Genomic DNA, 26,121 nt, shown 5'->3' with positions numbered 1-26,121 from the left:
GCCCCCTTTGCCTGAATTGGTGTGGGGGCTTTTGCTTAAAGCAGGCATCACCACAAGGATGTGCAGATTGTAATGGTGATTTGTTACTTTTCAATACCTAAGAGTTCTACTTCGAAAATAAGCGGAGCGTTTGGTGGAATAACGTTACCTGCACCACTTTCACCATAGGCAAGGGCTGAAGGGATATATAGTTTATATTTACTTCCCACGGTCATAAGCTGAATACCCTCAGTCCAGCCAGGAATAACCTGATCCAGAGGGAACGTTGCCGGTTCACCGCGGTCGACGGAGCTGTCAAATTTGGTTCCATCCATGAGAGTACCGGTATAATGAACCTTTACCGTATCAGTAGCCTGAGGTTTTGCACCGGTACCTTCGGAAATAACTTCATATTGCAGTCCACTGTCGGTAGTCTTTACTCCAGGCTTCTTACCATTATCTTCCAGAAACTTTGTTTCTTTAACCTTATTGTCTGCAGCTTTCTTGGTCTGAGCTGCCATAATGGCTTCCTGAATATAAGAATTGGCCTGCTCTTCGGTCAGCTTCAGTTTTTTACCTTCCATGTTATCTTTAAACCCCTGTAAAAAGGCATTGTAATCGAGTTCTAGGCCAGTATCCTTGACACTTTTTCCTAGGGCCATACCAACTGCATAGCTTGTATCTGATTTAGATGCTGGCTTTGTTGCATTGGTGTCTTTGGATGCATCGGCGGAACCTTTGGCATTACAGGCAAAAAGTACAGTGGATGCTAAAAAAATTGATAATACGGTCTTTTTCATAGGATTATCCATGTAAAATTAGAATATTCAGGTTCCAGGCACCTGAAGGCCCTATAAACAGGGTCATTCTCAGCATATCGAGATTTGATAAACACCGCAAGGTGGTAAATGCCTACCCTTTATAAAATGATATATCTGCGATCGTTGCAGCCTTCCCATTCGTACTCGTATAAATTTTAAATTGAGCACCTATTTGTTTTGCCATGAGTTGAACCACCTGCAAACCAAAACCTGCAGTAGAACTAGCCACATTGTCCGAATATTTACCGCCGCTGTCGATAACGCTGATAGTAACAAGATCCCCCTGCATTGAAGATACAATCTGAATGGCACCTGATTCTCCAGGTGCAAAGGCATATTTTAATGCATTAGTAAGCAGTTCGTTAACGATGATTCCAAGAGAAAAAAGAATTTTTGCATTAATCACAATGGGTTCTATTTGTTTAATAATCCTAACATACGGTTGGAGTGGAAACATAGATACCAATTTATCAATGAGGGGGGATAAGTATTCATCCAGAGGCATCTCCTTTGATCCATCGGAACGGTACAGCTTGTCATACAGTATGGACATACTCTGAACACGATTGCGGGCTTCGAGGAGGGCATTTTTTGCGGCTTCATCCTGTACAGTTTCAGATTGCAAAGATAATAAGCTCCCAATTACACTTAAATTATTTTTAATTCGATGATGAACTTCTCGTAGAAGTAAGGTTTTTTCATCAAGTAATTGTTTAATCTTTTGTTCAGAGATACGAAGATTTGTAATATCATGCAATAAAAAAAGAATACCAAGTGATCGAGCCCGGCTATCTACTATATTTTTAACCGTAAGGTCAAATATCTTTTGTTCATCCTTTATGAGTAGTTCCACATCCCGTTGCCCAGGACCTAATTCAGCCTGGATCTTAAAAAAGGTGCCCCAATGGCCTGGAAGATAGTCATTAGGAATGCCTACATACCCCTTAGGATTCAGGCCGATAGCCTGAATGGCTGCAGGATTAGCATCGACAATTTGAGCCTGATTATCAAATACAATCACTAAATCGGAGATGTGCTCTAACACAGTAGAGCGGGCAATAGGAACAAAACCGAAAAGCCGATACTTCATAAGGGCTACTAAATAGGTTCCTCCAGTAAAAACAACAGTACTGGCTGCAAGATTATAACCTTTGATAGGAGTGATATTATTTATAAACAAAATTTCAACAATGATGGGGATTAAAATACCAATCATTAATAATAACGTAGATTGGGGTTTAAGTGCCCGATCTTGTAAGGAACTCAACATAATAACTAGTGAACCAAGAATAACAACGGAATTATAAATATTACTGAGTGTAAAAATTGGCCCTGGGGTATAATAAAGAATGGGTAAGCTCCCTGTTGCATCAAGTACAAAATTATAGCGAAACAGTGTATGCCATGGACTCGTCATGGAAGCCAAAATTGCAATAATCGGGATGAGCAACACCAATATCACATGCTTTGTGGTTATCCAACGACCTTTTCCAGTATATTCAAGGGCCATATAGAGAATTACTGGAGCCATAAGCCGGGATGGAATGTACATGGCCATAGAAAGGAATAATCGTAAAGGATACCATACTGTAATGATCGAAAGACCATAAAAGGCAGTCCACCCTGCACCAACCCACATCATATAAATAAAGGGCCTGGAAGCCGGCGTTTCCGGGTACTTTTGTACGTAAAAAGCAATGACAATGCAGAGTACCGTTGCAATGAGTAAGGGCCATATATAGGGTGTGTAAGTAAACATTACTTTAGTCTTACATCAATTATTAAAATCGTCAACATTATTCTCTAAAACCTCTAAAAATACTTGGTGGCCCCTCGCAACATATTCGAGGAGCCCATAAGAAATTCAAGTATGTTAGTATCTCTCAAAAACTTTTTCTAAAAAAGAATATGAAAGTTCTCTTGTATCATGTATAGTTTTATCCGCATGCTTAAGACCCTGCCCAACTCCAATGGCAATCATCCCTGCAGCCTTAATTGCGTCGATACCAGCCTGAGCATCCTCGATGCCAATACAATCCCTAGGATCAACATTAGCTCGTTCTGAAGCTTGTAGAAAAAGCTCTGGATCTGGCTTACCACAAGTTACAGAATCAGGGTCCACTATGCCTTCAAAATATGGACCAGGAATCGGGCCTAATTGCAATTGGTTAATAATGCGAAGTGCATTTTTACTTGCCGAAGCAATCATTCGCTTTACACCCTTTTTCCCTAATTCCATAAGTAGTTCCTGAATGCCCGGCAGTATATCCTGGGGCCCAAGATCAACAAGTAATTCGTTATAGTAACTATTTTTCCGTTCAGCAAATAGGTGTTTCTTTTCAGGGGTAAGGGATACTTTGTTATAGTTTAGGATAATTTCTAATGAGCCGATCCGGGAAATTCCTTTTAGGTTTTCATTTAATTTTTCGTCGAAGGACCAGCCCTGCTCATCAGTAAGACGTTTCCAGGCCTTAAAATGGAGACGGGCAGTATCAGTTATGACTCCATCTAAATCAAACATAACAGCACGCAAAACAGGTTTAAGAGATATCGTCACCGAATCGCCTGGATACAGGGCGAGCAATTGGTTGCGATGTACAATGGGAAGACCCCTTAATTCACCTGCTGACTGACCTTTCAAGTCAGTGTGCTCATCTTTGGACTGTACAGCTAAAGCAGCCAGCTTAGTCTCTGAATCCTTTTCTAATAAACTGTACTGTACCACGTGACGACCTACATCAACCTTAAGGATATAATCTTCTAATTGTAAAGAAACTACGAGCCGTTTCCATTGGGCAGGCAATCTGGGATTAAAGGAGTACCGCACATCGGTTCCCTGGCGAGGACGATCCCGAAACCCCGCAAAACCATAGATAATTGAGAGCCAACTCCCGGCCATCGCGGCAGTATGGATACCATCCTGACTGTTGCCATGAACATCATCCAGATCCATTCGAACCGTCTTCAGGAAGTAATCATAGGCCTTTGTTTCATCTCCAATCTCTGCAGCCATGATGCTCTGGATACAATGGGAAAGAGAGGAATCGCCGGTGGTCAGCTTTTCGTAAAACCAGTAATTTCGAATCTTTTCTGCCAGAGTAAATTGTTCAGAAAGCAGGAACTGGGCAAGCACAAGGTCAGGTTGTTTCAGAACCTGATGTCGGTAAATTACCAGAGGATGAAAATGCAGCAAAAGGGGGTACTTATCCCGCGGGGTTGTGTCGAAGGGCCAGGGTTCCTTGTGCATAAAAGAATCATCCTGGGGATAAATGCCTGTTTTTGCATCGAAGGGGATATACATCGAATGGGCAACCCTTTCCCATTGCTCAGGTTCATCATGTTGTATCGCAAGACGCTCACAAAAACGTTTATAAAGATTAGGCTCATCTTTTTGTAATTGTCCCAGGGTCTTACAAGCAAAAAGAAGGTTGTTTTTTGCCATGAGGTTCGTGTACGCATTATTATTGACTAAGGCAGTATATTCATCAGGACCAGTTACACAATCAATACGGAATTTTCCATCCGGTCCAAAGTGCCCCAGGGATAACCAGAGCCGAGCAGTTTCTACCGCAACCTCAGCCGCCTGGTTATATAAAAATTCCCGGTCCCCAGAGGCCATACAATATTTTTCCATAGCATAAACAATATCCGCATTGATATGGTACTGGGCTGTTCCCGCAGGATAGTAGGCACTGGTTTCTTCACCATCAATAGTACGCCAGGGGAAGAGAGCCCCTTTTTCTGCCATGGTGTGAGCCCGCTGCCGGGCTTTATCGAGTATGGCATAGCGATATTCCAGCAAGCTGCGAGCAATTTCGGGCTTGGTATAGGTAAAGAGGGGACATACATAAATTTCAGTGTCCCAGAAATAATGGCCCTCATACCCTTCACCGGTTAATCCCTTCGCAGCTATACTGGTTTTTCCTGAGCGGCCAGAAGATTGCAGAATATGAAAAATATTAAAACGAATTGCCTGTTGTATCTCCGGATCACCATCTATGAGAATATCTGCATGATTCCAGAAGGCCTTAAGATACTCATGCTGTTCTTGAACCAACTGATTATAACCAGCAGCCAAGGCATTTTGAATAACCTGTTTATTTTGGTATTGAAGAACATCCTGTTCACCTGCATTTCCCATATTATAAGAAAAATATTTATATAATGTAAAAGTTCCCCCAGGGATCAGAACACCTTCCCAATTATGGACAATAGTATGATCAGAACGCTTATAGGAAGCCTTCATATCATTATGAGCAACCATTTGATAGTGCAGTACCATTCCTACTGCAAGACCACTACGATGGGTCTCAAGGCTTAAAGCTGCAGAATGTTCATCAACACTTAGAGAACTTATTCGATAGGGGTGCCGGGAAAATTTTGATCCGACCCGGGGATCCTTTTCAGCTTTTCGGTTCGAAGCAAGGGCTTCCAGCGGACATTCCACACGGATGGATACAGGTTTGTTCTCAGGACTTTTTAAGAGTGTACACTGATATTCCAGAGCACCGAGGGTTTCTCGGCTAAAACTTACAATACGTCGGCTTTTTAACCGTATACTGCAGCCATTTGGAAGAAGAGCTTCAAGTTCCCGGACGAGAAGCCCATGTTTCATATCCAGATATCGCTGGTAAAATCCCAATTGAACCTGATCGAGGCGGAATTCTGTCTCATTTACATAGAGTCGAACCTGTTTTGGATCAGGAAGATTCAGAATCGTTTCATGATGTTCTGCATAACCATAGGCTATTTCGCCATATACGATGGGTTCCTTTTCGAAAAAGCCATTGATATAGGTTCCTCGATGAAAAGCCGGTTCAGGTTCATCAAAATCTCCCCGTAAACCAAGGTGACCATTGGCCAACGTAAAGAGGGTTTCGTCTTTGCCGAGTTTTTTTTTATTCCAGGAATTTTCGATGATTTTCCATTCATATTGATCATTGCTGCTCATGCTGTAGACTCCTGCAAGATTCCCGTAGTGCAAGCACCGTGGGCAAAATAATTCTATGAATATTTGAAGCATCCGAAGTATTAAGCTCTGTCATATTTGTTTTTGGTGATGGAGAAAATATTTGTTTAAGGACCAAACGTGCTGCTGCTTCACCAAGGCCGGCCGCAGGTTGGGTAACCGTGGTGAGCGGCGGGTTTAAATAACGGGAAAGATAATCGTCATCAAAACCAGCGAGAGATATATCATCAGGGATAGACAAGCCCGTATCCTGAATTGCCTGCATGGCACCATAGGCTACCACATCGTTACCTGCAAACACTGCGGTGGGCCTTTCTTTTACGTCGAGGAGTTCCCGCATAGCTCTATAACCTGAAGCTTCGGTAAAATCCGCAATTTTGATATATTCCTGCCGAACCTGTAATCCTGCAGCATTTAGAGCCGCAGTATAGCCTGCAAGACGATGGGCTGCAGCATAATAAGAAACCGGTGCATGCACAATCATGGCGATCCTGGAATGCCCCAATGATATAAGATGTTCAGCCATTTCCCTGGCAGCAGCAGTATTATCGATATCAACCTGAGGAATGTGGAGCCCTTCTACAGAACCAATCACTACTAGGGGAATACCCGCCTGTTCCAACTCAAAGATACCCGGATCATTCGTATGGGTGTTGATAAGAATAACTCCATCTAGTGATTGAGAACGAACCAGTTCCACATAATTGGTCTGTGATTGCCGTAAGGGTTGCAAAACAAGCCGGCATCGGTGTTTGTTGAACACCAGCGCCATGCCATCAATCAACCTAATAATATAGGCATCGGTAAAGATAGAACTTGAATGGCTGATAAAAAAGCCGATGGTAAAGTGGGTTCTCCGGGCCACACTCACCGCATCTTCATCGGGAACATATTCCAGTGCAGTTGCTGCTTGCAGCACCCGCTGTCGAGTTGCCTCACTGATGTGTTTCCCTGGGGTATTATTTAAAATAAAGGATACGGTTGTTCGAGATACCCCTGCGAGCTTTGCCACATCGGATGCTGAAACCATTCGTTTTTTCATCTGCCATATATCCTTATTATAACATGGATACTTGCGTTATTCCTTGACCGAACCGGCCAGAACGCCCTTTACAAAATATTGCTGTAATCCAAAGAAGACCACAAGGGGTAGCGCCATGGAAATAAATGCTGCTGCAGTAAGATATTCCCATCCTCCACCATAGGAATTAACAAGATTCCCTATAGTAACCGTCATGGGTGCCACATCGGGGGTTCCTCCCAGATACACAAGGGCAATGAGAAGATCATTCCAGACCCACATAAACTGGAAAATAGCGAGCGAAGAAATTGCCGGAATAGATGTGGGGAGAATCAGCTTGAGGAATATGAGCGGATGAGAAGCCCCATCAATTTCAGCGGATTCGATTATAGATCCCGGCAGCTGGGCAATAAAGTTCCGTAAAAGGTATACCGCGAAGGGGAGCCCATAGGCTGTGTGGGCAAGCCAGATGCCGGTAAAGCTGCCGGTAAAGCCAAGGCGGTTAAAGATCCGCAGAACGGGAATCATGGTCATCTGCAGAGGAACCACGATAAGAGCTACGACCAGCAAAAAGAGGGTTTTCCGCAGGGGAAACCGCATCCATGCAAAGGCATAGGCCGCGGCAGCGGCGATAAAAATGGGAATAATCGTAGAAGGAACCGAAATAAGAAGACTGTTGATAAAACTCCTTCCCATGTTTCCCTGAGAAATAACATGAATATAGTTATCTAGTGTAAAGGAAAAGGGGCTTGTAAAGGCGTCCCACCAGCCGCTGATAGCTATCAGGTTCTTTGGCCGAAAGGAACTGATGAATAGCCCCACCGAGGGAACCATCCAGACAATACAGGCAATGATGAGTACAAGATGCAGAGGAATAGCTGCAAGGGCTTTCCGGTACCGTGCATCAAGAGCATTGACAGATTTACTCATGGGATCCCTCCGCATTGAATCGCTTTATATTCATCACCATTACCGGAATAATCGCCAAAAGCAGAAGTGTTGCGATGGCACTAGCCCGGCCGTAGTTACGATAATTGAACATTTCTTTGTACATCCGGTTAGCTATGACTTCGGTTCCCAGATTCCCATTGGTCATTACATACACAATATCAAACACCTTAAGTACATTTATAATCAGGGTGGTTGCCACCACCGTAATCGTCGGTACGAGGAGGGGAAGGATAATTTTAAAAAATATGATAAACTCATCTGCCCCATCGATACGGGCAGCTTCAAGAAGATCTTCGCTAATACCCTTTAAACCAGCAGAAAGAATAACCATAGCAAAACCGGTCCACATCCAGATACCAACAACAATAAGGGCAATATTATTAGTGGAACGATCAAAGAGCCAGGCTTTAGGTTCAAAGGAAGGGTTAATAGTCGTAAGGAAGGCGTTCACCGTTCCAATTTGCGGGGAGCCCGCAGGCCGATATTCATACATAAACTTCCATATAACACCCGCAGCTACAAAGGAAATTGCCATAGGTAAAAAAACAAAGGCCTTTGCAACCGATTCATACCGTACCCGATCCGCCAGTAGGGCAATTAAAAGACCGAAAAATAGACAGAAGAGTGTAAAGAGCACCAGCCATAGCACATTATTGCGAAGTACAATAAGCATGTTGGGATCGGTAAAAATATAAATATAATTCGCTAGACCAACAAAATTGGCGGACTTTGCATCGAGAAAACTCAAAGCAACTGTGTGTAATGCGGGGTATACCAGGAAGACAAAAAGCAAGGACAGAGCTGGTAGAAGCCACAACCAGGGACGAAGATTCCTGGAAACCCTCCTTGGCGCCCTGGATACCACCATTTCCGTCACTAACAAATAAGCCCAAATAATGAGGGGTATAATCGCAATTGCCAGAACCGCAATAAGAAAATAATTGATATGCATTATATTCCGCCTTTTACACTGTACTGATAAGAAAAGCCGGATCCTCTCGGCTCCGGCTTATCCATTCTATTTACCTTTTATTTATATACATCCTTGCGGACCTTTTCGAGCCCAGCGAGAATAGAATCCAGGTTTTTGGGATTTTCGATATAGCTTACCACCGCAGACCAGAAGGCGGCATTCATTTCGGGTTTCATCATATCGGAAGCATCAAAGACTACAATTTCAGCCTTGTTCATAATGTCCGCAGCTCGTTTGGTAAGCGCATCGGGATAGAACACCAGGGAAACATTTTTATTGGTTGCAAGAGCACCAGTTCCTGCAGCCCAATAAGCTTGAGCTTCTGCACTGGCAAGATAATTCACAAAGGCGCGAACTTCAGGAGTATTCTTAAATACCCCTATAACATCCGCAGCCCCCTCCACAGCCTTGGCATATTTTGCGTCGATGCTGGGGAAGGCTACAAAATCAAAGTCTTCTACCGGTTTTAGGCTGGGAAACTGATTGGTGATAAAGCTCTGAATAAAGCTGGCCTGATGATGGAACAAAGCCTTGGGAGGATTGGTAAAGAGGGGTTCATGGGCATTGCCAAAGTTTGTTGAATTGACATAATTGGAACCGCCATAGATCATCTTGGAATCAGCTATGATCTGGCCCCAGATTTCCCATGCTTTTCGGACTTCAGGGCTCGTCCATGCAAGCTTACCCTCATACCAATTTTTATATTTTTCAGGACCATTGACCCGGAGGAAAATGTTTTCCAGCCAGTCAGTCCCTACCCAGCCAGAAGCCGCACCGCTTTCAACGCCGATAGCCCAAGGAGCCAGTCCCTTTTCCTGGGCTTGCTTGGCATAGGCCATCATATCATTCCAGGTCCAGGTATTCGTGGGAGGGGTCATACCAGCAGTTTTAAAGGTTTTCGGATTATACCAAACAAGACCTTTGATAGCTGCTTTCGCAAAAATACCATAGAGCTTGCCATCTACAGTCCCAAGGTCTTTCCAGCCCTTGGAGTAGTTTTTATCAAATTCAGCCATATCGAAAACCTGGGAAAGATCAACCAGTTTACCAGCTTTAGCTAGTTCTACCAGCTTTCCAGGACCAGGAAGTGCAGCCAAATCTGGGGGGTTCCCCGCCTCAACCCGGGTAGTGATAACCGCATCCAAGTCCCTGGTTGCTTCCAGCTCAACCTTAATACCGGTGCGTTCCTCAAAGGGCTTTACCATCGCTTTGAACACTTCTGCTTCCTGACCGCCCCACACAGCCAGGAAATTGATGGTCTTTTGACCACCGGCGCTCTTTGATGTCTGTTCGGTTCCGCCACTTGCATACACAAGGCCGAATACCGCCACAGCCATGACGAAGGTCATTGCAAGCCGTTTCATAGATACCTCCAATTGGTTTTATGTAGACCCTATGTAGTATCATTATACTTAATGGGTCTATATGCGTTACTAACGCATGTTAGTAACACTATAACTCTACTATTACAAAAACGCAAGTAAAAATTTCAAAAAAAAGAGCTCTTTACAAACCCAAGCAATTACCCCTATCATTTACATATGAATACAACAATACAAAAACCTGTCGTTTACCTGACCAACCTCAGAACCAAACCGGGTAAAAATCTACTGGACAAATTCGAAGCCCTTATTAAGAAAGCAGGGATCCTAAGTATAGATTTTGATAAAAAACTCACCGCCATTAAAATCCATTTCGGCGAACCGGGCAACCTGGCGTACATTAGACCTAACTATGTGCTGCGGCTTGTACAATTGCTTAAAAAGCAGGGAGCCCTTCCCTTCCTTACCGATGCTAATACACTCTATAAGGGGCGCCGTGCCAATGGTGTAGACCATATCGAAAGTGCTTTTGAAAATGGCTTTAACCCCTTGGCTACCGGATGTCCAGTTATCATCGCCGATGGTATTAAAGGAACCGAATATCGGGAAATAGAAATAAACCAGAAACATTGTAGAACCGCTAAAATTGGCTCGGCTATTGCAGAAAGCGATGTGCTTATCTCGATGAACCATTTTAAGGGCCACGAACTAACCGGTTTTGGGGGAGTGATAAAAAATCTTGGCATGGGTTCCGGTTCCATAGGCGGCAAGATGGAAATGCACTCCAATGGGCAACCAAAGATCAATCTTGAACACTGCATTGGGTGCTGTATCTGTGTAAAAAACTGCGCTCAGGACGCTATCCATCTGGAAAATAAAAAGGCGGTTATCGATTACCAGCGCTGTGTTGGTTGTGGCCAGTGTGTAGCGGTTTGTATGTACGATGCTGCCCAACCTCAATGGGATTCTGTTGGGGCTCAGGAAAAAATTGCCGAATATGCTCTGGCGGTGGTGAAAAGCAAACCGGCCTTTCATATCAATTTTATCATGAACGTATCCCCAAACTGCGACTGCTGGTCCATGAACGATGTGCCGATTGTGGGGGATATTGGTATCGCAGCCAGCTTCGACCCGGTTGCACTGGATCGGGCTTCGGTAGATCTCGTTAATAATGCACCGGTAAACCCCGCTAGCTGTATCGGCCATGCAGCTCAGACTGGCCTTACGAAAGAGACCGATCGTTTCACCCTGGCCCAGCCTCATACCAACTGGAAACTGGGCCTAGATTATGCAGAACACATAGGATTAGGTAGACAGGATTATGAATTAATCGTGGTAGAATAGTGTAGCCGCCAGTGGGAGGGGAACCATGGGGGAGACAATAGAAAAATTAGAACAAGCTTTACAACAGTGTCGTGCATCGTATGACAAACTGCTTATTAAAATCACAGAACTCGAAAAAGAACTTGAAGAAAGAGAATTCCATCATCGGAATACGAGACAGCTTCTTCTGAGTATCATTGACATGGATACGGTCTCCGGCGGGGATCGAACCAGTCTGAAACGACGCATTAAAATGCTCTCCTACATAGATGATCACCTGCAGGATGCTGTAAAAAACTATAGAGCTATCCCCCTTTATGACATTCTATTAGCTATCATAACTAATCCACATGAATTCAGCCTTCCACCAGGGGGCATTCATGTAGAGTCATTTTTTGAAAAAGACAGTTCCTCCCAATGGCATCATACCATGGATACCCAAACAGCTCTTTTAACTGCTATTTGCATTTCAGATATTTTTGCTGGTCTTTTTACTATTTCAGAATCGGTGCACATTAGTGCCTATACACTTGAAAGACGGGACCGGTTACGTTTTCGCTGTCATAAAGAAGTGAGCTCCCGTTTAGCAGAGGAACTATTATCTCAAATTGAGCGGGGGCCATTTTTTTCGTTGCTCAATACAAGGGCCAGTATTAACTTTTTACCCCCGAATCCTCAGGAAGGACCGGGAGTCGATTTCGAAATCAGTTATAATTTCTGATACACGCGGACATAATCTACTTCCAGGTTTGCTTCTTTTAAGTTTTTATCAATTCCTTTCTGACCACCCCAAGAGCCTCCTATGGCCAAATTCATAATTAAGTAAAAAGGTTTATCGAAGGGCCATTCTGCATAAGTTGCATGTTCATTTTTAAATTGATAAAAGAGCTTACCGTCGATAAACCATTGTATGGACTCTGTATCCCACAGGATTGTATAGAGGTGAAACCCATCCGTTGCACCTTCTATTTTTGCATGGTGATTTTTCTGAGTACCAATTTTATGATTGTAGGACAGGGTATGTACCGTTGTATGCACCACATCCGGATCAAAACCGACATGTTCCATAATATCAATCTCACCGGACCGGGGCCATCCACCATAGGAATCATAGGAGGGTAGCATCCAAATGGCAGGCCAGGTACCAATTCCTCTGGGAAGTTTTGCCCGGACTTCGATATAACCATAAGTCCAGTCTGCCTTGTATTGGGTTTTTAATCGGGCGCTGGTCCATAATCCATTTTCATTACGGGCTTTTATGGTAAGGTGACCCTGATCAACCCATGAATTAGTCCGTTTATCCGTATAAAATTGAGCTTCTCCATTGCCCCAGCCATTACCCCCAAGCGAATACCCCCATTTTTCTGGGTCCGGTGCACCAGCAAAGTTAAACTCATCTTGCCACACCAATGTATATCCTTCAGGGACATAGGCAGTACCAGGATCGGGAACTGAAGAATTAGAACAGGAATTCAGGACAACGGCAATGGTCATACCTATACGCCCCCAAAATAAAGAGCCGCTTATGTTGAAAAATAATAGCCCTTTCGTACCTTTCATTCCGGAACGCCCCTTATAAAAATACTAGAGGCAAGGATATATGGTGTCAACTACCATAATTGTAAAAAAAGAGTTTACAGAGTACGCAATCGATGGCAAGATAAGAACCATGAATAAGAACTACTGGCCCATTTTTACCATTTTTTGTATTATTCTTGTTTCCTGTAGGCCCCAAACAATGCGAACTGTTACTGATAGCAAGCAATTTCTCTTCGGAGTGGCTGTTCGACCCAGTGATCTTTTAGATCCCAAGGACTCAAAGCTGGTGCAGGATAATTTTAACATTCTCGTCGCAGAAAATATCATGAAATTACAGTACCTGCGCCCCACAGAATCCTTCTGGAACTGGTCTGACCCGGATAAGCTGGTACAATTTGCAGAATCGAACAAAATGAAACTTCGGGGGCACACCTTTGTCTGGCACAATCAGAACCCGCCTTTTATTAGTAATCTGACTGATAAAGAAAAGGCAATTCAAGTACTTAAAGAAACTATCACCCAGGTTTTAACCCGTTATAAGGGTAAATTCTATGAATATGATGTCTGCAATGAAATAATTGATGATAATGGCCAGTTGCGCAATTCCATCTGGATGAAAACAATTGGCAGAGATTATATCGATATGGCATTTCAAACAGCCCGTGCAGCAGATCCATCGGTTAAACTTATTCTGAATGATTACAACAATGAGTATGCCGGCACTGTTAAAGGAGATGCATTTTATCAACTTGTCAAGGACTTGGTAGATCGAAACATTCCTATTGACGGGGTCGGTTTCCAATTACATGTGATGGCCGAACAACCAATTCGGGAAGACGCCCTCAGAGCAAATATCAAACGGTTTAAAGATTTAGGCCTCTCGGTGTCATTTACCGAAGTAGATGTACGGATTAAACTGCCGGTGACCCCTGAAAAGGAAGCCGCCCAGGAAAAGATATACATGGATTTATTAAGGATTGCTTTGGAAGAGCGGGTTTCTTCTTTTGTTCTCTGGGGCTATACCGATGCTTACAGCTGGATTCCAGGCACCTTTGCCGGCTACGGGAGTGCCCATCCCTTTACCAAAGATAAGACTCCCAAACCAGTTTACGAAAAAATGAAACAACTTATTGCGAACTATAAATGATCAGACTCTGGCTCCCGGGACTCTCGGGAGCCAGATAACCGTACCTATGCGATCATTCCAAAGAGCAGACCCGCCAAAGTAGAAAGTACCACCACAAGGGTTACATAGACTACAGTCTTTTTCCAACCTAGTTCACCACCAATGACGAGCATAGAAGGCAGGGAAAGCGAAGGGCCGGCTAATAAAAGTGCCAAGGCAGGCCCCTGTCCCATACCACTCCCTAGAAGCCCCTGAATGATCGGAACTTCAGTCAGGGTTGCAAAATACATAAAAGCGCCCGCGATAGCAGCAAAGAAGTTTGCAAAGAGCGAATTGCCACCCACCAGTGCTGCTACCCAGGCATTTGGCATGAGCGCTTCATGGCCAGGACGGCCAAGCAGAAAACCTGCTACCAAAACACCGCCAAAAAGGTAGGGTAAAATCTGGAGCGCAAAGTCTCGGGTAGCTATGACCCAGGTATAAAGATCATCTTTGGTAAACCATTTATACAGACTGTAGATCAGCATGAGGGCAAAAACACCGGTAATCCAATATTTTGCGTTATAAATGGCATCCCATATAGCAGAGGTCCCCTTGGAGTTAGCCCAGTTTACAAAGACCAGAATACCAATCATGGACACCATATAGACAATCATCTGCCTCAGGGTTCGTTCACCTTCAGATTTTTCATATTTAAACATCCGCTCGTCGGCCAATCGTTCTTCATCGCTCTTGCGGAAGATCAGCTGCATGAGGAGCCCAATAACAATCGCAAAGAGGATCGCTCCCACCATACGTGCAGTCCCGAGCTTCCATCCGAATATCTTATAGGACATAACAATAGCCAGAATATTGATGGCAGGACCAGAATAGAGGAAGGACACCGCAGGACCGAGGCCAGCGCCTTTTTTATAGATACCCTTAAAAAGAGGCAGAACCGTGCAGGAGCACACCGCAAGGATTGCACCGGAGACAGAAGCCACACCATAAGCTAAAGCCTTAGGAGCCTTAGGTCCCAAGTACCGAATAACCGCCCGCTGGTTCAGGAACACCGTGATAGCACCGGCAATGAACATGGCAGGGACAACACAAAGCAGAACATGCTCACGGGCATATTCACTCAGCATTAAAAAGGCTTCCTGAATAGCACCCGCAACCCGGGGTGCATCAAAGGGAATAAAGTAAGCACCAAGGAACACCAGAGCTACAATACAGAGGGCTTTATTAGGAGACATTTCTTTAGAAGCCACGATTTACCTCGCTAACAGTTCTTTAATATGATCTTTTGTGACAACTTTACCGACAAACTTTACATCATCATCGATAGCCAAAGCGGGGGTCATCATGACACCCATGGACATAATATCATCGATATTCGAAACCTTGACGATTTCGACATTAATCCCCAGTTCCTGAACAGCTTCCCGGGCATTTTTTTCAAGCAGTTGGCATTTAGCACAGCCGGTTCCCAAAATCTGTATCTTCATAGGATCCTCCTAAATGTGTCATTGTTTCAAAATATAGCAACAATAAGAAAATGAGTCAATATATATTATATACGGTTGCTTTTTTTTAAAATCTCACAGGGGAGGTCTCTTTTTAAGCTTTTAGAACCCAGTTGCTTATAGCACTGGCAGCAAGGCGGGAATCTTGATGAGCTAAATGGGCACTATTGATTCCCGCATATACCGCCAAAAGCAGGGTCACTTCATCAATCTGTAGAGAATTTTGTTCCTGTTTTTTGGCATAGGGTAAAACCTGCTGGCCAAGTACTATTTCGTGCAAATACTGGCCTTTCAGAGATCTGAGCCGATACTTCTGACGAATCTCAGTTGGAACCGAATCGAGAACCCATTCGATGTATCGCACATGGTTAACATGGTTATTGGTATCAATATCGAAACTGCGGACTTCGCAGGGCTGAATACGGAATCTTTCAAAGTCTGGCAACTCGCTCACGTTTTCCGGTAGATCTATGGAATAGGTTTCCCGGTGTAGAACAAGGGCGGGATCAGGCTGCCAAATCTCTAGAATTTCCGTAAGAGGAGTGGCAGGTCGTTGCCGTCCTATATCATAGAAAAGCCAAATCGACTGGGCACTACCGATGTTTAGGCCCTGTGCATCCTTTATCTCGAATTGTCTGAGACCATAAAAGTGCCGCTGAGCTGGGACCCAGGTTTCTATGGTGAACCGCTCGCCGTAACGAGGGTATCGAATCATAGAAAAACTACCCTGCAAAAGAATCCAACAAAAACCGGCATCCAGGAGACGGTATACATTCCACCCGGTGATACCCAAATGGGAAACAGCCGTTTCTTCGAACAAACTTATCAGCGCAGTAGGGATTAGTTCCCCCTGGTTATCCAGCTCATAATAACGGGCCTCAAAGGAGCGAACGTGTCGTGGTACTTGTTTCATAATTTATTTTGACTACCATTCAAGTGCGAAGGTTGCAGTAAAGAACTGGAAATTCCAAATTGATGAAGGGCTGGCCGGTTTTAGGCTTTATCCCAGCTCCCGCCGCCATGGGATGGAATCTGCAGCACCGGGCCTGCTGACACAAAGCGAAGCCGCCCGGGCAGCCAGGTCCAGGGACTGGGACACAGCAAGGCCTTCCACAAGACCGGCAATAAAATAGCCGGAAAAGGTATCCCCTGCGGCGGTGGTGTCCACAGCCTTAACCGGGTAGGCTTTTTGGAACAGGACTTCGGTACCCCGTCCCCAAAGAGCGCCCTTCTCGCCAAGGGTGAGTACCATGTGAGCATGGGGGAATCGGGTACAGAGTGCATCCAGAGCTTTGCGAGGGTCCGTCTGCCCCGTAAAACCCTCGGCTTCAATTTCGTTTAACAGGAACATATCGATGAATTCCAGGGGATAGGTAAGAATTTCTTTTGTATATGGTGAGGGATTGAGGATGATGAAAAGTCCTTGAGCTTTTGCCTTTTCAATAATAAGAGGTACCAGGGAAATCTCGTTTTGCAATACCAGGTAATCCCCCTGGCCAAAAGAAGCAAGGACCTCATCAATATAGGTTTCATCTATATCCTGGTTTGCTCCACCAAAAAGAAGGATGCAGTTCCGCCCCTGGTCGTCCACCTGTATTATGGTATGCCCCGAAGGCTCATCGGAACGACCGATAAGGCTCGTATTTACCCCACCCTTTTGTAGCGTATCAACCAGGTAGTCCCCCTCTGCACCAACTTTACCCGCATGATAGACCGGAAGACCCGCCTTTGCCATGGCGAGGGATTGGTTCAAACCTTTGCCCCCTGCAAAAACAGCACGGGATTTCGCCGCCTTGGTTTCACCAGGCTTTAAAAAGGTATCAACCCGGTATACATAGTCTATATTTAGTGAACCAAAGTTAAGCATGCGCATGGGGGGACTCCTAAAAGTATTTAGCTTATTTTACCAGTTCAAGCGGTACGGGGATCTTTGCAGATACGGTTTCACCCTTCAGATATTTAACCGCCGTATCTACTGCCATTGAACCAATAAGAGCAGGTTTTTGGGCAACAGTGGCCTTCATTCTTCCTGCTTTTACCGCTGCAACAGCATCATCGGTTGCATCAAAACCGATAACAACCACAGTCTTCATGCCTACAGCTTCCAAGGCCTGAACAGCACCAAGGGCCATTTCATCATTATGGGCAAAAACACCTTTAATATCCTTGTTTGCCTGGATGATATTCTGCATGACTGTAAAGCCTTTGTCTCGATTAAAGTCCGCACTCTGGCTAGCTACAACATTTAATTTACCATCAACGGCCTGATGGAAACCAGTTCCCCGGTCTACTGTAGCAGAAGCGCCAGGAATTCCCTGAAGTTCTACGACTTTTGCGCCCTCTCCTACCAAAGCAAGTAGTTCTTCACCAGCCATTACACCGCCCGCCACATTATCGGATGCAATATGAGAAAGGACAGTAGCACCATTGACACCCCGGTCAACAGAAATGACGGGTATTTTTGCCTTTGTAGCCTTTTCTACCATGGTCTTTGCTGCATCAGAGTTGCAGGGATTCAACAAAATGATACTGACCTTTTTTTGAATCAAGTCATCAATTTGGCCAGCCTGCTTAGCAGGATCATCCTGGGCATCGGTAACCACCAACTCATAACCCAATTCCTTAGCCTTCGCCTCTGCTCCTTCCTTAAGGGTTACAAAGAAGGGGTTGTTCAATGTTGAAATGGCGAGACCGATTTTTTTGGACGGAGCACTTGTTCCGCCGCAACCGATAAGAATTGCTGCTCCTGCCAATGCGACAAGAGTTACTGTCCGAAGCTTTTTCATAGCTTCCTCCTCTCAATGTATCATTTCCGGCGATCTAAAAGGACCGCCAATAAAATGACTGCACCTTTAACTATCTGTTGGTAAAATGAAGATACTTCCAACAGGTTTAGACCATTGTTAAGAATACCAATGATAAAAGCACCGATAATGGTACCGACCATATAGCCCCTGCCACCAGATAGGCTGGTACCGCCAAGTACAACCGCGGCGATCGCATCCAGTTCATAGCCTTGGCCGGCCAAAGGTTGTGCAGAATCGAGTCTCGACGTAAGAATAATGCTTGCCAAAGCGGCGAAAAAACCAGAAATAGCGTATACACTTGCCCTAAGCCGTTTTACTGGTAAACCTGAAAGACGAGCTGCTTCGGCATTACCACCAATTGCATAAATTCCCTTACCATACACAGTCTTATTAAGAATAAAGGCTGTAGCTATAAAGGATATAAGAAGAATAATGCCAGACCAGGGCACACCTACAATCTCACCGCGACCAACAGCGACAAACATGCCACTATCACCCAGGCCGGTAATCGGTCGCCCCTGTGTAAATACAAACGTAGCACCTCTAAACATGGTCATAAATGCCATAGATACGATAAATGGTTGAAGATTAAAAAAAGAAATAAAGACACCGTTCAAAAGTCCAAAGAGAGATCCTAAGATAACTGCGATTACTATGGATACAACATCAGATATACCAGATTTAAGCAGGGTTGCAACAAGTGCTCCGGATAGTGCTAGCACGGATCCTACAGAAAGATCTATGCCTCCTGAAAGGATTACAAAGGTCATACCAACAGCTACAAGTCCATTTAACGAAACCTGATTCAAAATATTCATTAGATTAGAAATCGTTAAAAAATGAGGGGAAAGAATAGACAAGAGAAGACCTAATAAAAGTAATCCAATTAATGAACTATACTGCTGAGGAATTGTAAAATGAAATTGTTTCATAGTTATACTCCCGTAGCCAGGCTCATAATACGTTCCTGGGTAATATCAGATTCAAGCATCCCGGCCTGATGTCCAAGCCTGAGCACCAACACACGATCACTCATACCAACTATTTCTGGTAACTCACTGGAAACCATAATGATAGAAACACCCTGATGTGCCAAATCATTCATGATTTCATAAATTTCTCGTTTTGCTCCCACATCAACACCCCTGGTTGGTTCATCTAAAATAAGTATGGTAGGTTTTCTTCCAAGCCACTTGGCAACCACCACTTTTTGTTGATTGCCTCCGGATAGATTTTTAGCAGTTTCATAGATAGATGATGTTTTAACCCGTAATGATTGGATAAGCGACTCCACGTAGGGGACAATCCTTTGTTGATGTAATAGCCCATAAGTTGACAATTTTTTAAAATTTGTTGCGATAATGTTAAAATGCAATGAAAAGTCTATAAACAGCCCTTCAGTTTTTCGATCTTCGGTCACAAACCCCAAACCAAGGGCCATTGCGTCTTTTGGGGATTTGATGGTAACACGTTTTCCGTTTAGCCAAATTTCTCCTGAATCTGCTGGTTCTGCACCAAATAGCGCACGAACAAGCTCTGTTCTACCAGCTCCCATGAGACCTGCTATTCCAAGAATTTCGCCCCTTCTCAGGTTAAAAGAAATGTTATGAAATTTACTGGTACTACTTAAATTGTGAACTTCTAGTATAGTTGCACCGGGTCTATTGGTCTTTTTAGGAAATCGATCTCCAATTTCTCGTCCAACCATCATAGATATAACTTGATTAAATGAAAGCTCCTTAATAGTTGATGTTCCAATATATTCACCGTCCCGTAAAACAGTAAGACGATCACAAATGGTGAAGAGCTCTTCCAAACGATGGGATATATACACGAAGGACACCCCATCCTGTTTTAAGGACCGTATAATGGTAAATAGTCTTTCAATTTCGTAGTCAGTTAAGGCGCTGGTTGGTTCATCCATAACAATAAGTTGAGCTCTATGGATAAGGGCTTTCGCGATTTCAACTAACTGTAATTGGCCAACTCCCAAATTTTTACAGCGTTCTTTTGGGTTAACATCCAGCCCTAATTTACCAAGAACCTTTGTCACCTCCCGATTCATTGTTTTTTCGTCCACCAACCCCCAAAGAGTACGTAGTTCATTACCAAGAAAAACATTTTCAGTAATGGTCATATCGGGAATTACACTCAACTCTTGATGTATAATAGCAATTCCTAACCGTTCAGCATCCCGAACCTTATTAATCTCTACAAGCTTGTCATTAATCCGAATTTCCCCTGCATCTTTTTGAATAACCCCACCGACAATTTTCATTAAGGTTGATTTACCGGCTCCATTTTCTCCAACCAATGCATGAATCTCACCGGGTAAAATCTCAAGTTTCATATTTTTTAATACCTGAATAGGACCAAAGCTTTTACAGATCCCTAACATTTCTAATTTCATAGGTTACCCTCAAAAATTGACACCAGAATGAAGAACGATGTTAGCATAGGGGCTAGCCTCTCCGGTCCGAATGACCGCTTTAGATTGTACTGTTAAGACTTTGAACTCCTCATGGCTTATAAATTGAATTACGACATTGGGAAAACGATTTTTTATTTTATTGTACATTTCTGCATTATAAATTTTTATCTCCTCTGCCAGAGTTATCTTTTCAACAACCATATCTTCACGAACCGCATCAAGCACATCTAAAAATGAAGGAAGTCCCTTCTTCACCGCTAGATCGATTCGTTGGGTTGTATCCGGAATTGGTAATCCACAATCAGCAATAGTGATCATATCAGTATGTCCCATATGGGCTAGAACAGTAGCAATTGCAGAATTCAAAATCCCTAGCTTTTTCATCAACTTCCTCCTCACTCGACTTATATTGCGCTTATACTACTTTGTGCCTCGTTGTTTCTCGTTCTATAAGAGAAACGCTTAACAAATAGGTAACACCTTGTAACTTCTCACCAGCAATTTGCCGTAATAGTAACTCTGTCGCTGCTCGACCCATTTCATAAATTGGTTGAGCAACAGTACTAAGTGATGGGGTATACAATTTTGCAATATGTATATCATCAAATCCAACCACAAGAGCTTGTTGAGGAACATTTACCCCCACCTGATGCAAAGACCGAATTGCCTGAATTGCAGCAAAATCGTTCCATGCAAAGATACCGTCATAAACCGAAAGCTGCTCTCCCTCTTTATTCAAGATTTGATATTCATCGGTCTCATCGGCAGTAAAGAGCGCTGGCATGGGAAGCCCCATCTGTGTCGCTTTATCAAAAAAACCTTCACGACGATATCGCTGACTGGTCGACTCAACAGATGCCCCAATAAATGCCAACTTTTGACAACCCCGCTCTAGTAAATGTTCGCAAACGATTTTTCCACCAAAATAATTATCTGAGGTAACATGAGGTGCGCCAGTGCCCAGTTCACGATCAACCGATACTACCGGGATACCATTTTTTTCATAATAATCCCCACAATTTCCGGTGGAAGAAATAATCCCGCTTGCAAAACTCGAAGTCAGGGAATCGATAAAGGCTTTCTCCTTTTCTATAGAACCCTCTGCGTTACAAAGCACTACCTGGTACCCCTTTCTACTCGCTTCGCCTTCTACAGCCCGTGCAAGTTCAGGAAAAAATGGGTTTGTAACACTCGGAACTACAAGTCCAATGATTTGGGATGATTTATTTGAAAGGGTCCGGGCTATCCGGTTTGGTTTATAGGCTAAAACATTCACCGCAGCATCAATCGCTTCTCGAGCCGCAGGGCTCACATAGCCTCCATTAAAATATCGAGAAACCGTAGCAACTGAGACACCGGCCTGTTGTGCCACATCATACATGGTAGACATATGTAACCGCTTCCATATCCTTTACACATTATGGGATGGCTTTTTCTTTTTGTCAATTAAAATTTTCAATAAACAACAAAAATTTCTGTATTTTATTTATTCCACACCGAATCGATTGATTATTGCTATAAGCCGTTTAAAAAGCTGAGCTGCTTTCTGAAAAAACATTTCTATAGTCTGACTAATCGTCAACGTAAGAATCCATATAATAAGATAATCCAGAGGTTTTTTCATTGAATGATTGATATAATCTGAAATCAGAATAGCAAATAGGGGACTGAAAAGTATAAATGAAATAATAAAGGGGTTTTTCTCCTTCTTTTGCAGGTCTGCCATATCAGTAATGAGCTCAAGCTTCTTTGGCTCTTCGCCCGCTACTAGGGTATTATTTACAACCACACTATAGCTCAATGATGAATAATCTGTTTTACCAAATCTTATATTAATACAATATGACTTCTGGTCAATTCGTACCCAAAATTCATGGCTATAGTGGTTGTGTTGCCACAGGTCTATGGGGAATCCTTCACGATATACCAAGACCCCTTCACGGTAGAGCTTAACATGAACCATCGAAAAATAGGCACGAATAGACAGGCGAAACAGTTGTAAATCATAGGTAAATTCTATTGGTGACCAGCCATCCATGCCTGTATGCTACTAAAGAATTTCTGGACAGTACAAGAGGAAAATTAAAAAATTACAAGGCTCTGCAGGGAGAGCCCCCGGTGAATAACTGGCCATAGACTGCGGGCACCAGATAGAACTAAATAAATGTTTATGAGAACCTCACAAACTTTCAGTTTTTAAAGACTCCCTTATTTCAGGGTAAAGGCCCCCTTTTCATCAAAGCCCAGGGGAATCGGTTTCGAACTGATCTCATCGGGCAGTTTGATGCTGGTACTTCCCTTCACCCGGAAACTGCCCTTTTTATCTGTAAACAGACGCTTCACCGACGCAGTAAGCCTCTTGGTACTAAAGGTATTCGCCACGGTAATGAGCACTTCCTGGCCCTTTTGGGAAATGGAACTGCTTTCTCCGACTACAAGACTCTCTCCGTTAATAAACAATTCATAATTGAGCGCATTAAAATTGATGGGCCCCCGGGCATCATTGCGGATTTGGATAGTAAAACTCACCTTCAGGGGCAGGTCCAATTCGGCCGGGTCGATGACCGGGGCCGCGGGCTTTTTACCTGCTAAAACATCCGCGATAGCCCCCCTGGCTTTGTCAGGATCTGCCTTTTTACCTGCCTTAACTAAAGCCGCAGATACTTCTGCCGCAGTAGGAGGCGTTACAGTAAAACCGGTAATAGCTACTTCTGGCTTTATGGCAGGAATCTTTTTCTCCAGCTTATAGTTAAAACTGATATCTGCCGGTACACCCGGCACCTTGGGCAGCGGAATGGTCAATTTGCCATTGATTACTGTGTTAAGCCATTCTTTTTCTGAATAATTTTTAACGAGCTTATAAATATCTTCGTATGCTAATTGGACTGTAAACTGATTTGACTTTTTACCTTTAGCAGGTACACTAAAACCTCCCTGATTAGCGGCACTGAAGACCTTAGAACCTTCTACTGAAAAGTCAAGGGTCATGCCTGAGAAACTTAATCCTAATGGATAGGGATTACTTACCGTCAATTCAAACTGGAAGGTCACATCACGGAGAGAAATTGCCTTTATCTGGAACTGGGTGAGCTCAGCCGTTGGTTTTGCTATGGACTGGGAAAACAGCGCCATAGCTATTACACTCATCAATATGAAGAAAAAACTGCGTTTCATACCTTTGCCTCCATCACTTCTTTTTTAACAGTATAACACTTACTAGTATAACACGTGCTAGGGTTTCCTGCTTAACAGGAAACCCTTTTTATTCAAGATGATGAAGGCTCTAGTATAACAGTCCTTTTATACGTGATTTCTCATGATGGCAAGAGCCGGAGCAAGGGCCTGGTCAATCGCATCGAGTACCGGCTGGGTAAGTTTTGGTACCAAGTCCAGGGCTTTCAGATTTTCATCAAGCTGTTCCAGACGGCTTGCCCCGGTAATGACCGTACTGACATGGGGATTTTTCACACACCAGGCAATTGCAAGCTGGGATGCTGTGGCACCCAGATCCCGGGCAATGGGATCCAGGGCAGCGGTCGAAGTCAGCACGTCCTGGGGGAACCGGTCCTTGAGCCACTCATAGCCTGGCAATGATAGCCTGGAACCGGCGGGAATTCCCTTGGCATATTTACCGGATAAAATTCCCGAAGCTAGTGGGCTCCATGTAGTAAGTCCAAGGCCAATATCACCATAAAGCCGCTGATATTCCTTTTCAACCCGGTCTCTAAAAAGCAGGTTGTACTGGGGCTGTTCCATTTGGGGCTTACGAAGATTACGCCGGTCTGCTATTTCCCAGGCCTGACGGATTTCCTCTGCGCTCCATTCAGAGGTACCCCAATACAGAGCCTTGCCTGAAGCAACCATATCATTCATCGCCCAAACGACCTCTTCCATAGGGGTATTGGGATCAGGGCGATGACAGAAGACAAGATCCACATATTCAAGTCCAAAACGTTTCAGAGAACCATCGATAGCCTGCATGAGATATTTCCGGTTCAGGGTATTTTTCTCGTTTGGACCTTCATGAAGTCCCCAGTAAAATTTGGTACTGACCAGATAACTCGACCTGCGAAGGCCCAGCTTTTTCAGGGCCGCTCCCATGATTTCTTCAGATTTGCCACCCGCATAGGATTCAGCATTATCAAAGAAATTAACCCCCTGATCATATGCAGCTTTAAGCATCGCCGCCGCGGCATCTATATCAACCTGAGACCCATAGGTAACCCAGGACCCGAGTGACAGGGCAGAAACCTTTACTCCCGCTGAACCTAGTCTCCGATATTCCATACAACACTCCTAAATCTTTATTGATTGATATATCTCAACCAATTATAAGATACCAATACTTTCTCACAAAAGTAAATGAATTTTATTTAAAATAAAGGGCGTATATAAAAGATGCGGTTAGCTTTTTAAAACAAATAAACTATGGTAGAGTTCTAAGAGACTAAATGTTTAAAAAAAACCTTCAGCAAGAAGTTTACTAGCTCATTATGTAGATAAAGTTTACTTAAAACTATTACAAAGGGTAATATTTCTTTAATAAATTCTGCAATGTACGATTCTTTGATTGCTTTACCTTATCACATATACTTTCTCCATGTTTATCTTTTTTAAATATATCTATATGGTTTTGGAATAATATTTCTGCGGCCTCACAATTATTAAACACAAAAACGGCGTCGAATATTGATTTTCCATCGGTTGTTTCTTCGTTTAAATAAATCCTTTGACTCTTTAAGAAGAAGTAATAGGTCATCGAGCCTGTTTTCAAGAATAGCATTATAGATTTGATCATTTATCAATTTTGTACGAGTTATTGGATGAGCAACAACAAACAGCGGTATGATCAGAAAGACCCATAATATATATTTTTTTATAGTTAATCGATTCATATTTTTATAATATTTAATGTGTTATAATTGTCAATACATATTATGTTGAGATTTTAGAGTCATCTGAAATAACGCCTCCGCCTGCTGACGGGGCCATCCTGGCCCCTTTTCCTTGCATGCGCTCGGCGCAGGCTCCGGTTCAAATCCGCCCGCCCCTCGCTTGTATCTCTATTTGCTCATGATATTGGCTGCAAAAAAAAGAACTGCCAACTTTAGCAGTTCCTCTCTGTTCTCGGGCTGGGCGGATTTGAACCGCCGACATCTTGGTCCCGAACCAAGCGCGCTAGCCCCTGCGCTACAGCCCGTCTTTTGTCATTGATTTTGTATTAAGGTCTATATGGAAAAAAGCCCGTCCAATATTGGACGGGCTTTACGGGAGCGACGGGGCTTGAACCCGCGATCTCCGGCTTGACAGGCCAGCGCGATAACCAGCTTCGCTACGCCCCCGTAACGGCTGTG

23 protein-coding genes and 2 tRNA genes are annotated in these 26,121 nt (G+C 43.7%); 3 read left to right on the top strand and 22 right to left on the bottom strand.

All coding sequences use genetic code 11. The annotated features are described in order from the left end of the window. Positions 1 to 83: 83 nt before the first annotated feature. From SPICA_RS04230 to SPICA_RS04200, 7 genes are all read right to left on the bottom strand, one after another. Positions 84 to 791, bottom strand: a complete 708-nt coding sequence (locus tag SPICA_RS04230) for an FKBP-type peptidyl-prolyl cis-trans isomerase (protein ID WP_041396137.1) — start codon at positions 789 to 791, stop codon at positions 84 to 86. A 100-nt stretch (positions 792 to 891) separates the two neighbouring features. After that, complete coding sequence (locus SPICA_RS14695) at positions 892 to 2,559, bottom strand: sensor histidine kinase (protein WP_013968297.1); 1,668 nt, start codon at positions 2,557 to 2,559, stop codon at positions 892 to 894. Between the two features lie 114 nt (positions 2,560 to 2,673). Next, positions 2,674 to 5,751, bottom strand: a complete 3,078-nt coding sequence (gene pgmB, locus SPICA_RS04220; protein ID WP_013968296.1) for a beta-phosphoglucomutase — start codon at positions 5,749 to 5,751, stop codon at positions 2,674 to 2,676. Beyond that, positions 5,738 to 6,811 carry a LacI family DNA-binding transcriptional regulator gene (locus SPICA_RS04215; RefSeq protein WP_013968295.1) on the bottom strand — a complete coding sequence of 358 codons (1,074 nt, stop codon included), beginning with the start codon at positions 6,809 to 6,811 and terminating at the stop codon, positions 5,738 to 5,740. Before SPICA_RS04215 ends, pgmB begins: the two co-directional genes overlap by 14 nt. A gap of 36 nt (positions 6,812 to 6,847) precedes the next feature. Further along, positions 6,848 to 7,720 carry a carbohydrate ABC transporter permease gene (locus SPICA_RS04210; protein ID WP_013968294.1) on the bottom strand — a complete coding sequence of 291 codons (873 nt, stop codon included), beginning with the start codon at positions 7,718 to 7,720 and terminating at the stop codon, positions 6,848 to 6,850. Then, positions 7,713 to 8,693 carry a carbohydrate ABC transporter permease gene (locus SPICA_RS04205; protein ID WP_013968293.1) on the bottom strand — a complete coding sequence of 327 codons (981 nt, stop codon included), beginning with the start codon at positions 8,691 to 8,693 and terminating at the stop codon, positions 7,713 to 7,715. Before SPICA_RS04205 ends, SPICA_RS04210 begins: the two co-directional genes overlap by 8 nt. A gap of 77 nt (positions 8,694 to 8,770) precedes the next feature. After that, complete coding sequence (locus tag SPICA_RS04200) at positions 8,771 to 10,078, bottom strand: ABC transporter substrate-binding protein (RefSeq protein WP_013968292.1); 1,308 nt, start codon at positions 10,076 to 10,078, stop codon at positions 8,771 to 8,773. Between the two features lie 177 nt (positions 10,079 to 10,255). On the opposite strand from SPICA_RS04200, the gene SPICA_RS04195 reads away from it, so the two are divergent. Both SPICA_RS04195 and SPICA_RS04190 read left to right on the top strand, forming a co-directional pair. Continuing rightward, on the top strand, positions 10,256 to 11,380 hold the full coding sequence (locus SPICA_RS04195; protein ID WP_013968291.1) for a DUF362 domain-containing protein: 1,125 nt from the start codon (positions 10,256 to 10,258) through the stop codon (positions 11,378 to 11,380). A gap of 25 nt (positions 11,381 to 11,405) precedes the next feature. After that, the gene (locus SPICA_RS04190) at positions 11,406 to 12,080 is read left to right on the top strand and encodes a hypothetical protein (protein ID WP_013968290.1); all 675 of its coding nucleotides are present in this window, start codon (positions 11,406 to 11,408) and stop codon (positions 12,078 to 12,080) included. On the opposite strand, the gene SPICA_RS04185 is transcribed toward SPICA_RS04190, so the two are convergent. Then, positions 12,068 to 12,853, bottom strand: a complete 786-nt coding sequence (locus SPICA_RS04185; RefSeq protein ID WP_013968289.1) for a glycoside hydrolase family 16 protein — start codon at positions 12,851 to 12,853, stop codon at positions 12,068 to 12,070. The two genes, SPICA_RS04190 and SPICA_RS04185, sit on opposite strands and share 13 nt — an antisense overlap. 106 nt (positions 12,854 to 12,959) lie before the next feature. On the opposite strand from SPICA_RS04185, the gene SPICA_RS04180 reads away from it, so the two are divergent. Next, a complete protein-coding gene (locus tag SPICA_RS04180) occupies positions 12,960 to 14,045 on the top strand; it encodes an endo-1,4-beta-xylanase (protein ID WP_013968288.1) in 1,086 nt (361 codons plus the stop codon). A 44-nt stretch (positions 14,046 to 14,089) separates the two neighbouring features. Here SPICA_RS04180 and SPICA_RS04175 read toward each other — a convergent pair whose 3' ends face one another. The 14 genes from SPICA_RS04175 to SPICA_RS04105 all read right to left on the bottom strand — a co-directional run bounded on the left by SPICA_RS04175 (position 14,090) and on the right by SPICA_RS04105 (position 26,109). Further along, entirely contained in the window at positions 14,090 to 15,274 is a 1,185-nt protein-coding gene (locus SPICA_RS04175) for a permease (RefSeq protein WP_013968287.1), read from the bottom strand. Positions 15,275 to 15,277: 3 nt separating this feature from the next. Next, positions 15,278 to 15,511: a thioredoxin family protein gene (locus tag SPICA_RS04170; RefSeq protein ID WP_013968286.1), complete on the bottom strand. Its 234-nt coding sequence runs from the start codon at positions 15,509 to 15,511 to the stop codon at positions 15,278 to 15,280. Between the two features lie 112 nt (positions 15,512 to 15,623). Then, positions 15,624 to 16,442, bottom strand: coding sequence for an acyl-[acyl-carrier-protein] thioesterase (locus tag SPICA_RS04165; protein WP_013968285.1), 819 nt, complete (start codon positions 16,440 to 16,442; stop codon positions 15,624 to 15,626). Between the two features lie 87 nt (positions 16,443 to 16,529). After that, a complete protein-coding gene (locus SPICA_RS04160) occupies positions 16,530 to 17,402 on the bottom strand; it encodes a ribokinase (protein ID WP_013968284.1) in 873 nt (290 codons plus the stop codon). Positions 17,403 to 17,427: 25 nt separating this feature from the next. After that, positions 17,428 to 18,315 carry a ribose ABC transporter substrate-binding protein RbsB gene (gene rbsB, locus SPICA_RS04155; RefSeq protein WP_013968283.1) on the bottom strand — a complete coding sequence of 296 codons (888 nt, stop codon included), beginning with the start codon at positions 18,313 to 18,315 and terminating at the stop codon, positions 17,428 to 17,430. Between the two features lie 20 nt (positions 18,316 to 18,335). Continuing rightward, complete coding sequence (locus SPICA_RS04150; RefSeq protein ID WP_013968282.1) at positions 18,336 to 19,268, bottom strand: ABC transporter permease; 933 nt, start codon at positions 19,266 to 19,268, stop codon at positions 18,336 to 18,338. Between the two features lie 2 nt (positions 19,269 to 19,270). Continuing rightward, positions 19,271 to 20,746, bottom strand: coding sequence for a sugar ABC transporter ATP-binding protein (locus tag SPICA_RS04145; RefSeq protein WP_013968281.1), 1,476 nt, complete (start codon positions 20,744 to 20,746; stop codon positions 19,271 to 19,273). A 9-nt stretch (positions 20,747 to 20,755) separates the two neighbouring features. Continuing rightward, positions 20,756 to 21,151 (bottom strand): D-ribose pyranase, encoded by a 396-nt coding sequence (rbsD, locus tag SPICA_RS04140; protein ID WP_013968280.1) that lies wholly within the window; start codon positions 21,149 to 21,151, stop codon positions 20,756 to 20,758. Positions 21,152 to 21,182: 31 nt separating this feature from the next. Further along, the gene (locus tag SPICA_RS04135) at positions 21,183 to 22,157 is read right to left on the bottom strand and encodes a LacI family DNA-binding transcriptional regulator (protein ID WP_013968279.1); all 975 of its coding nucleotides are present in this window, start codon (positions 22,155 to 22,157) and stop codon (positions 21,183 to 21,185) included. A gap of 96 nt (positions 22,158 to 22,253) precedes the next feature. Further along, positions 22,254 to 22,805 carry a hypothetical protein gene (locus SPICA_RS04130; RefSeq protein ID WP_013968278.1) on the bottom strand — a complete coding sequence of 184 codons (552 nt, stop codon included), beginning with the start codon at positions 22,803 to 22,805 and terminating at the stop codon, positions 22,254 to 22,256. A gap of 170 nt (positions 22,806 to 22,975) precedes the next feature. Next, positions 22,976 to 23,941: an LEA/WHy family protein gene (locus tag SPICA_RS04125; RefSeq protein WP_013968277.1), complete on the bottom strand. Its 966-nt coding sequence runs from the start codon at positions 23,939 to 23,941 to the stop codon at positions 22,976 to 22,978. Positions 23,942 to 24,067: 126 nt separating this feature from the next. Beyond that, positions 24,068 to 25,054, bottom strand: coding sequence for a potassium channel beta subunit family protein (locus SPICA_RS04120; RefSeq protein ID WP_013968276.1), 987 nt, complete (start codon positions 25,052 to 25,054; stop codon positions 24,068 to 24,070). An 840-nt stretch (positions 25,055 to 25,894) separates the two neighbouring features. After that, positions 25,895 to 25,967 (bottom strand) — tRNA-Pro (locus tag SPICA_RS04110). A 68-nt stretch (positions 25,968 to 26,035) separates the two neighbouring features. After that, positions 26,036 to 26,109: transfer RNA gene (locus tag SPICA_RS04105), tRNA-Asp, on the bottom strand. Between the last annotated feature and the right edge of the window lie 12 nt (positions 26,110 to 26,121).

This window comes from Gracilinema caldarium DSM 7334, assembly GCF_000219725.1.
In the GTDB taxonomy this organism is placed as follows: domain Bacteria; phylum Spirochaetota; class Spirochaetia; order Treponematales; family Breznakiellaceae; genus Gracilinema; species Gracilinema caldarium.
This window is presented reverse-complemented; position numbering and strand designations above follow the sequence as displayed.

Coding starts and splice junctions, on each gene's coding strand:
- SPICA_RS04195 (WP_013968291.1), top strand. CDS start 10,256: ATGAATACAACAATACAAAAACCTGTCGTTTACCTGACCAACCTCAGA.
- SPICA_RS04150 (WP_013968282.1), bottom strand. CDS start 19,268: ATGAAACAATTTCATTTTACAATTCCTCAGCAGTATAGTTCATTAATT.
- SPICA_RS04165 (WP_013968285.1), bottom strand. CDS start 16,442: ATGAAACAAGTACCACGACACGTTCGCTCCTTTGAGGCCCGTTATTAT.
- SPICA_RS04215 (WP_013968295.1), bottom strand. CDS start 6,811: ATGAAAAAACGAATGGTTTCAGCATCCGATGTGGCAAAGCTCGCAGGG.
- SPICA_RS04130 (WP_013968278.1), bottom strand. CDS start 22,805: ATGGATGGCTGGTCACCAATAGAATTTACCTATGATTTACAACTGTTT.
- rbsD (WP_013968280.1), bottom strand. CDS start 21,151: ATGAAAAAGCTAGGGATTTTGAATTCTGCAATTGCTACTGTTCTAGCC.
- SPICA_RS04210 (WP_013968294.1), bottom strand. CDS start 7,720: ATGAGTAAATCTGTCAATGCTCTTGATGCACGGTACCGGAAAGCCCTT.
- SPICA_RS04120 (WP_013968276.1), bottom strand. CDS start 25,054: ATGGAATATCGGAGACTAGGTTCAGCGGGAGTAAAGGTTTCTGCCCTG.
- SPICA_RS04230 (WP_041396137.1), bottom strand. CDS start 791: ATGGATAATCCTATGAAAAAGACCGTATTATCAATTTTTTTAGCATCC.
- SPICA_RS04170 (WP_013968286.1), bottom strand. CDS start 15,511: ATGAAGATACAGATTTTGGGAACCGGCTGTGCTAAATGCCAACTGCTT.
- SPICA_RS14695 (WP_013968297.1), bottom strand. CDS start 2,559: ATGTTTACTTACACACCCTATATATGGCCCTTACTCATTGCAACGGTA.
- pgmB (WP_013968296.1), bottom strand. CDS start 5,751: ATGAGCAGCAATGATCAATATGAATGGAAAATCATCGAAAATTCCTGG.
- SPICA_RS04160 (WP_013968284.1), bottom strand. CDS start 17,402: ATGCGCATGCTTAACTTTGGTTCACTAAATATAGACTATGTATACCGG.
- SPICA_RS04125 (WP_013968277.1), bottom strand. CDS start 23,941: ATGAAACGCAGTTTTTTCTTCATATTGATGAGTGTAATAGCTATGGCG.
- SPICA_RS04190 (WP_013968290.1), top strand. CDS start 11,406: ATGGGGGAGACAATAGAAAAATTAGAACAAGCTTTACAACAGTGTCGT.
- SPICA_RS04135 (WP_013968279.1), bottom strand. CDS start 22,157: ATGTCTACCATGTATGATGTGGCACAACAGGCCGGTGTCTCAGTTGCT.
- SPICA_RS04185 (WP_013968289.1), bottom strand. CDS start 12,853: ATGACCATTGCCGTTGTCCTGAATTCCTGTTCTAATTCTTCAGTTCCC.
- SPICA_RS04205 (WP_013968293.1), bottom strand. CDS start 8,693: ATGCATATCAATTATTTTCTTATTGCGGTTCTGGCAATTGCGATTATA.
- SPICA_RS04145 (WP_013968281.1), bottom strand. CDS start 20,746: ATGAAATTAGAAATGTTAGGGATCTGTAAAAGCTTTGGTCCTATTCAG.
- rbsB (WP_013968283.1), bottom strand. CDS start 18,315: ATGAAAAAGCTTCGGACAGTAACTCTTGTCGCATTGGCAGGAGCAGCA.
- SPICA_RS04200 (WP_013968292.1), bottom strand. CDS start 10,078: ATGAAACGGCTTGCAATGACCTTCGTCATGGCTGTGGCGGTATTCGGC.
- SPICA_RS04180 (WP_013968288.1), top strand. CDS start 12,960: ATGGTGTCAACTACCATAATTGTAAAAAAAGAGTTTACAGAGTACGCA.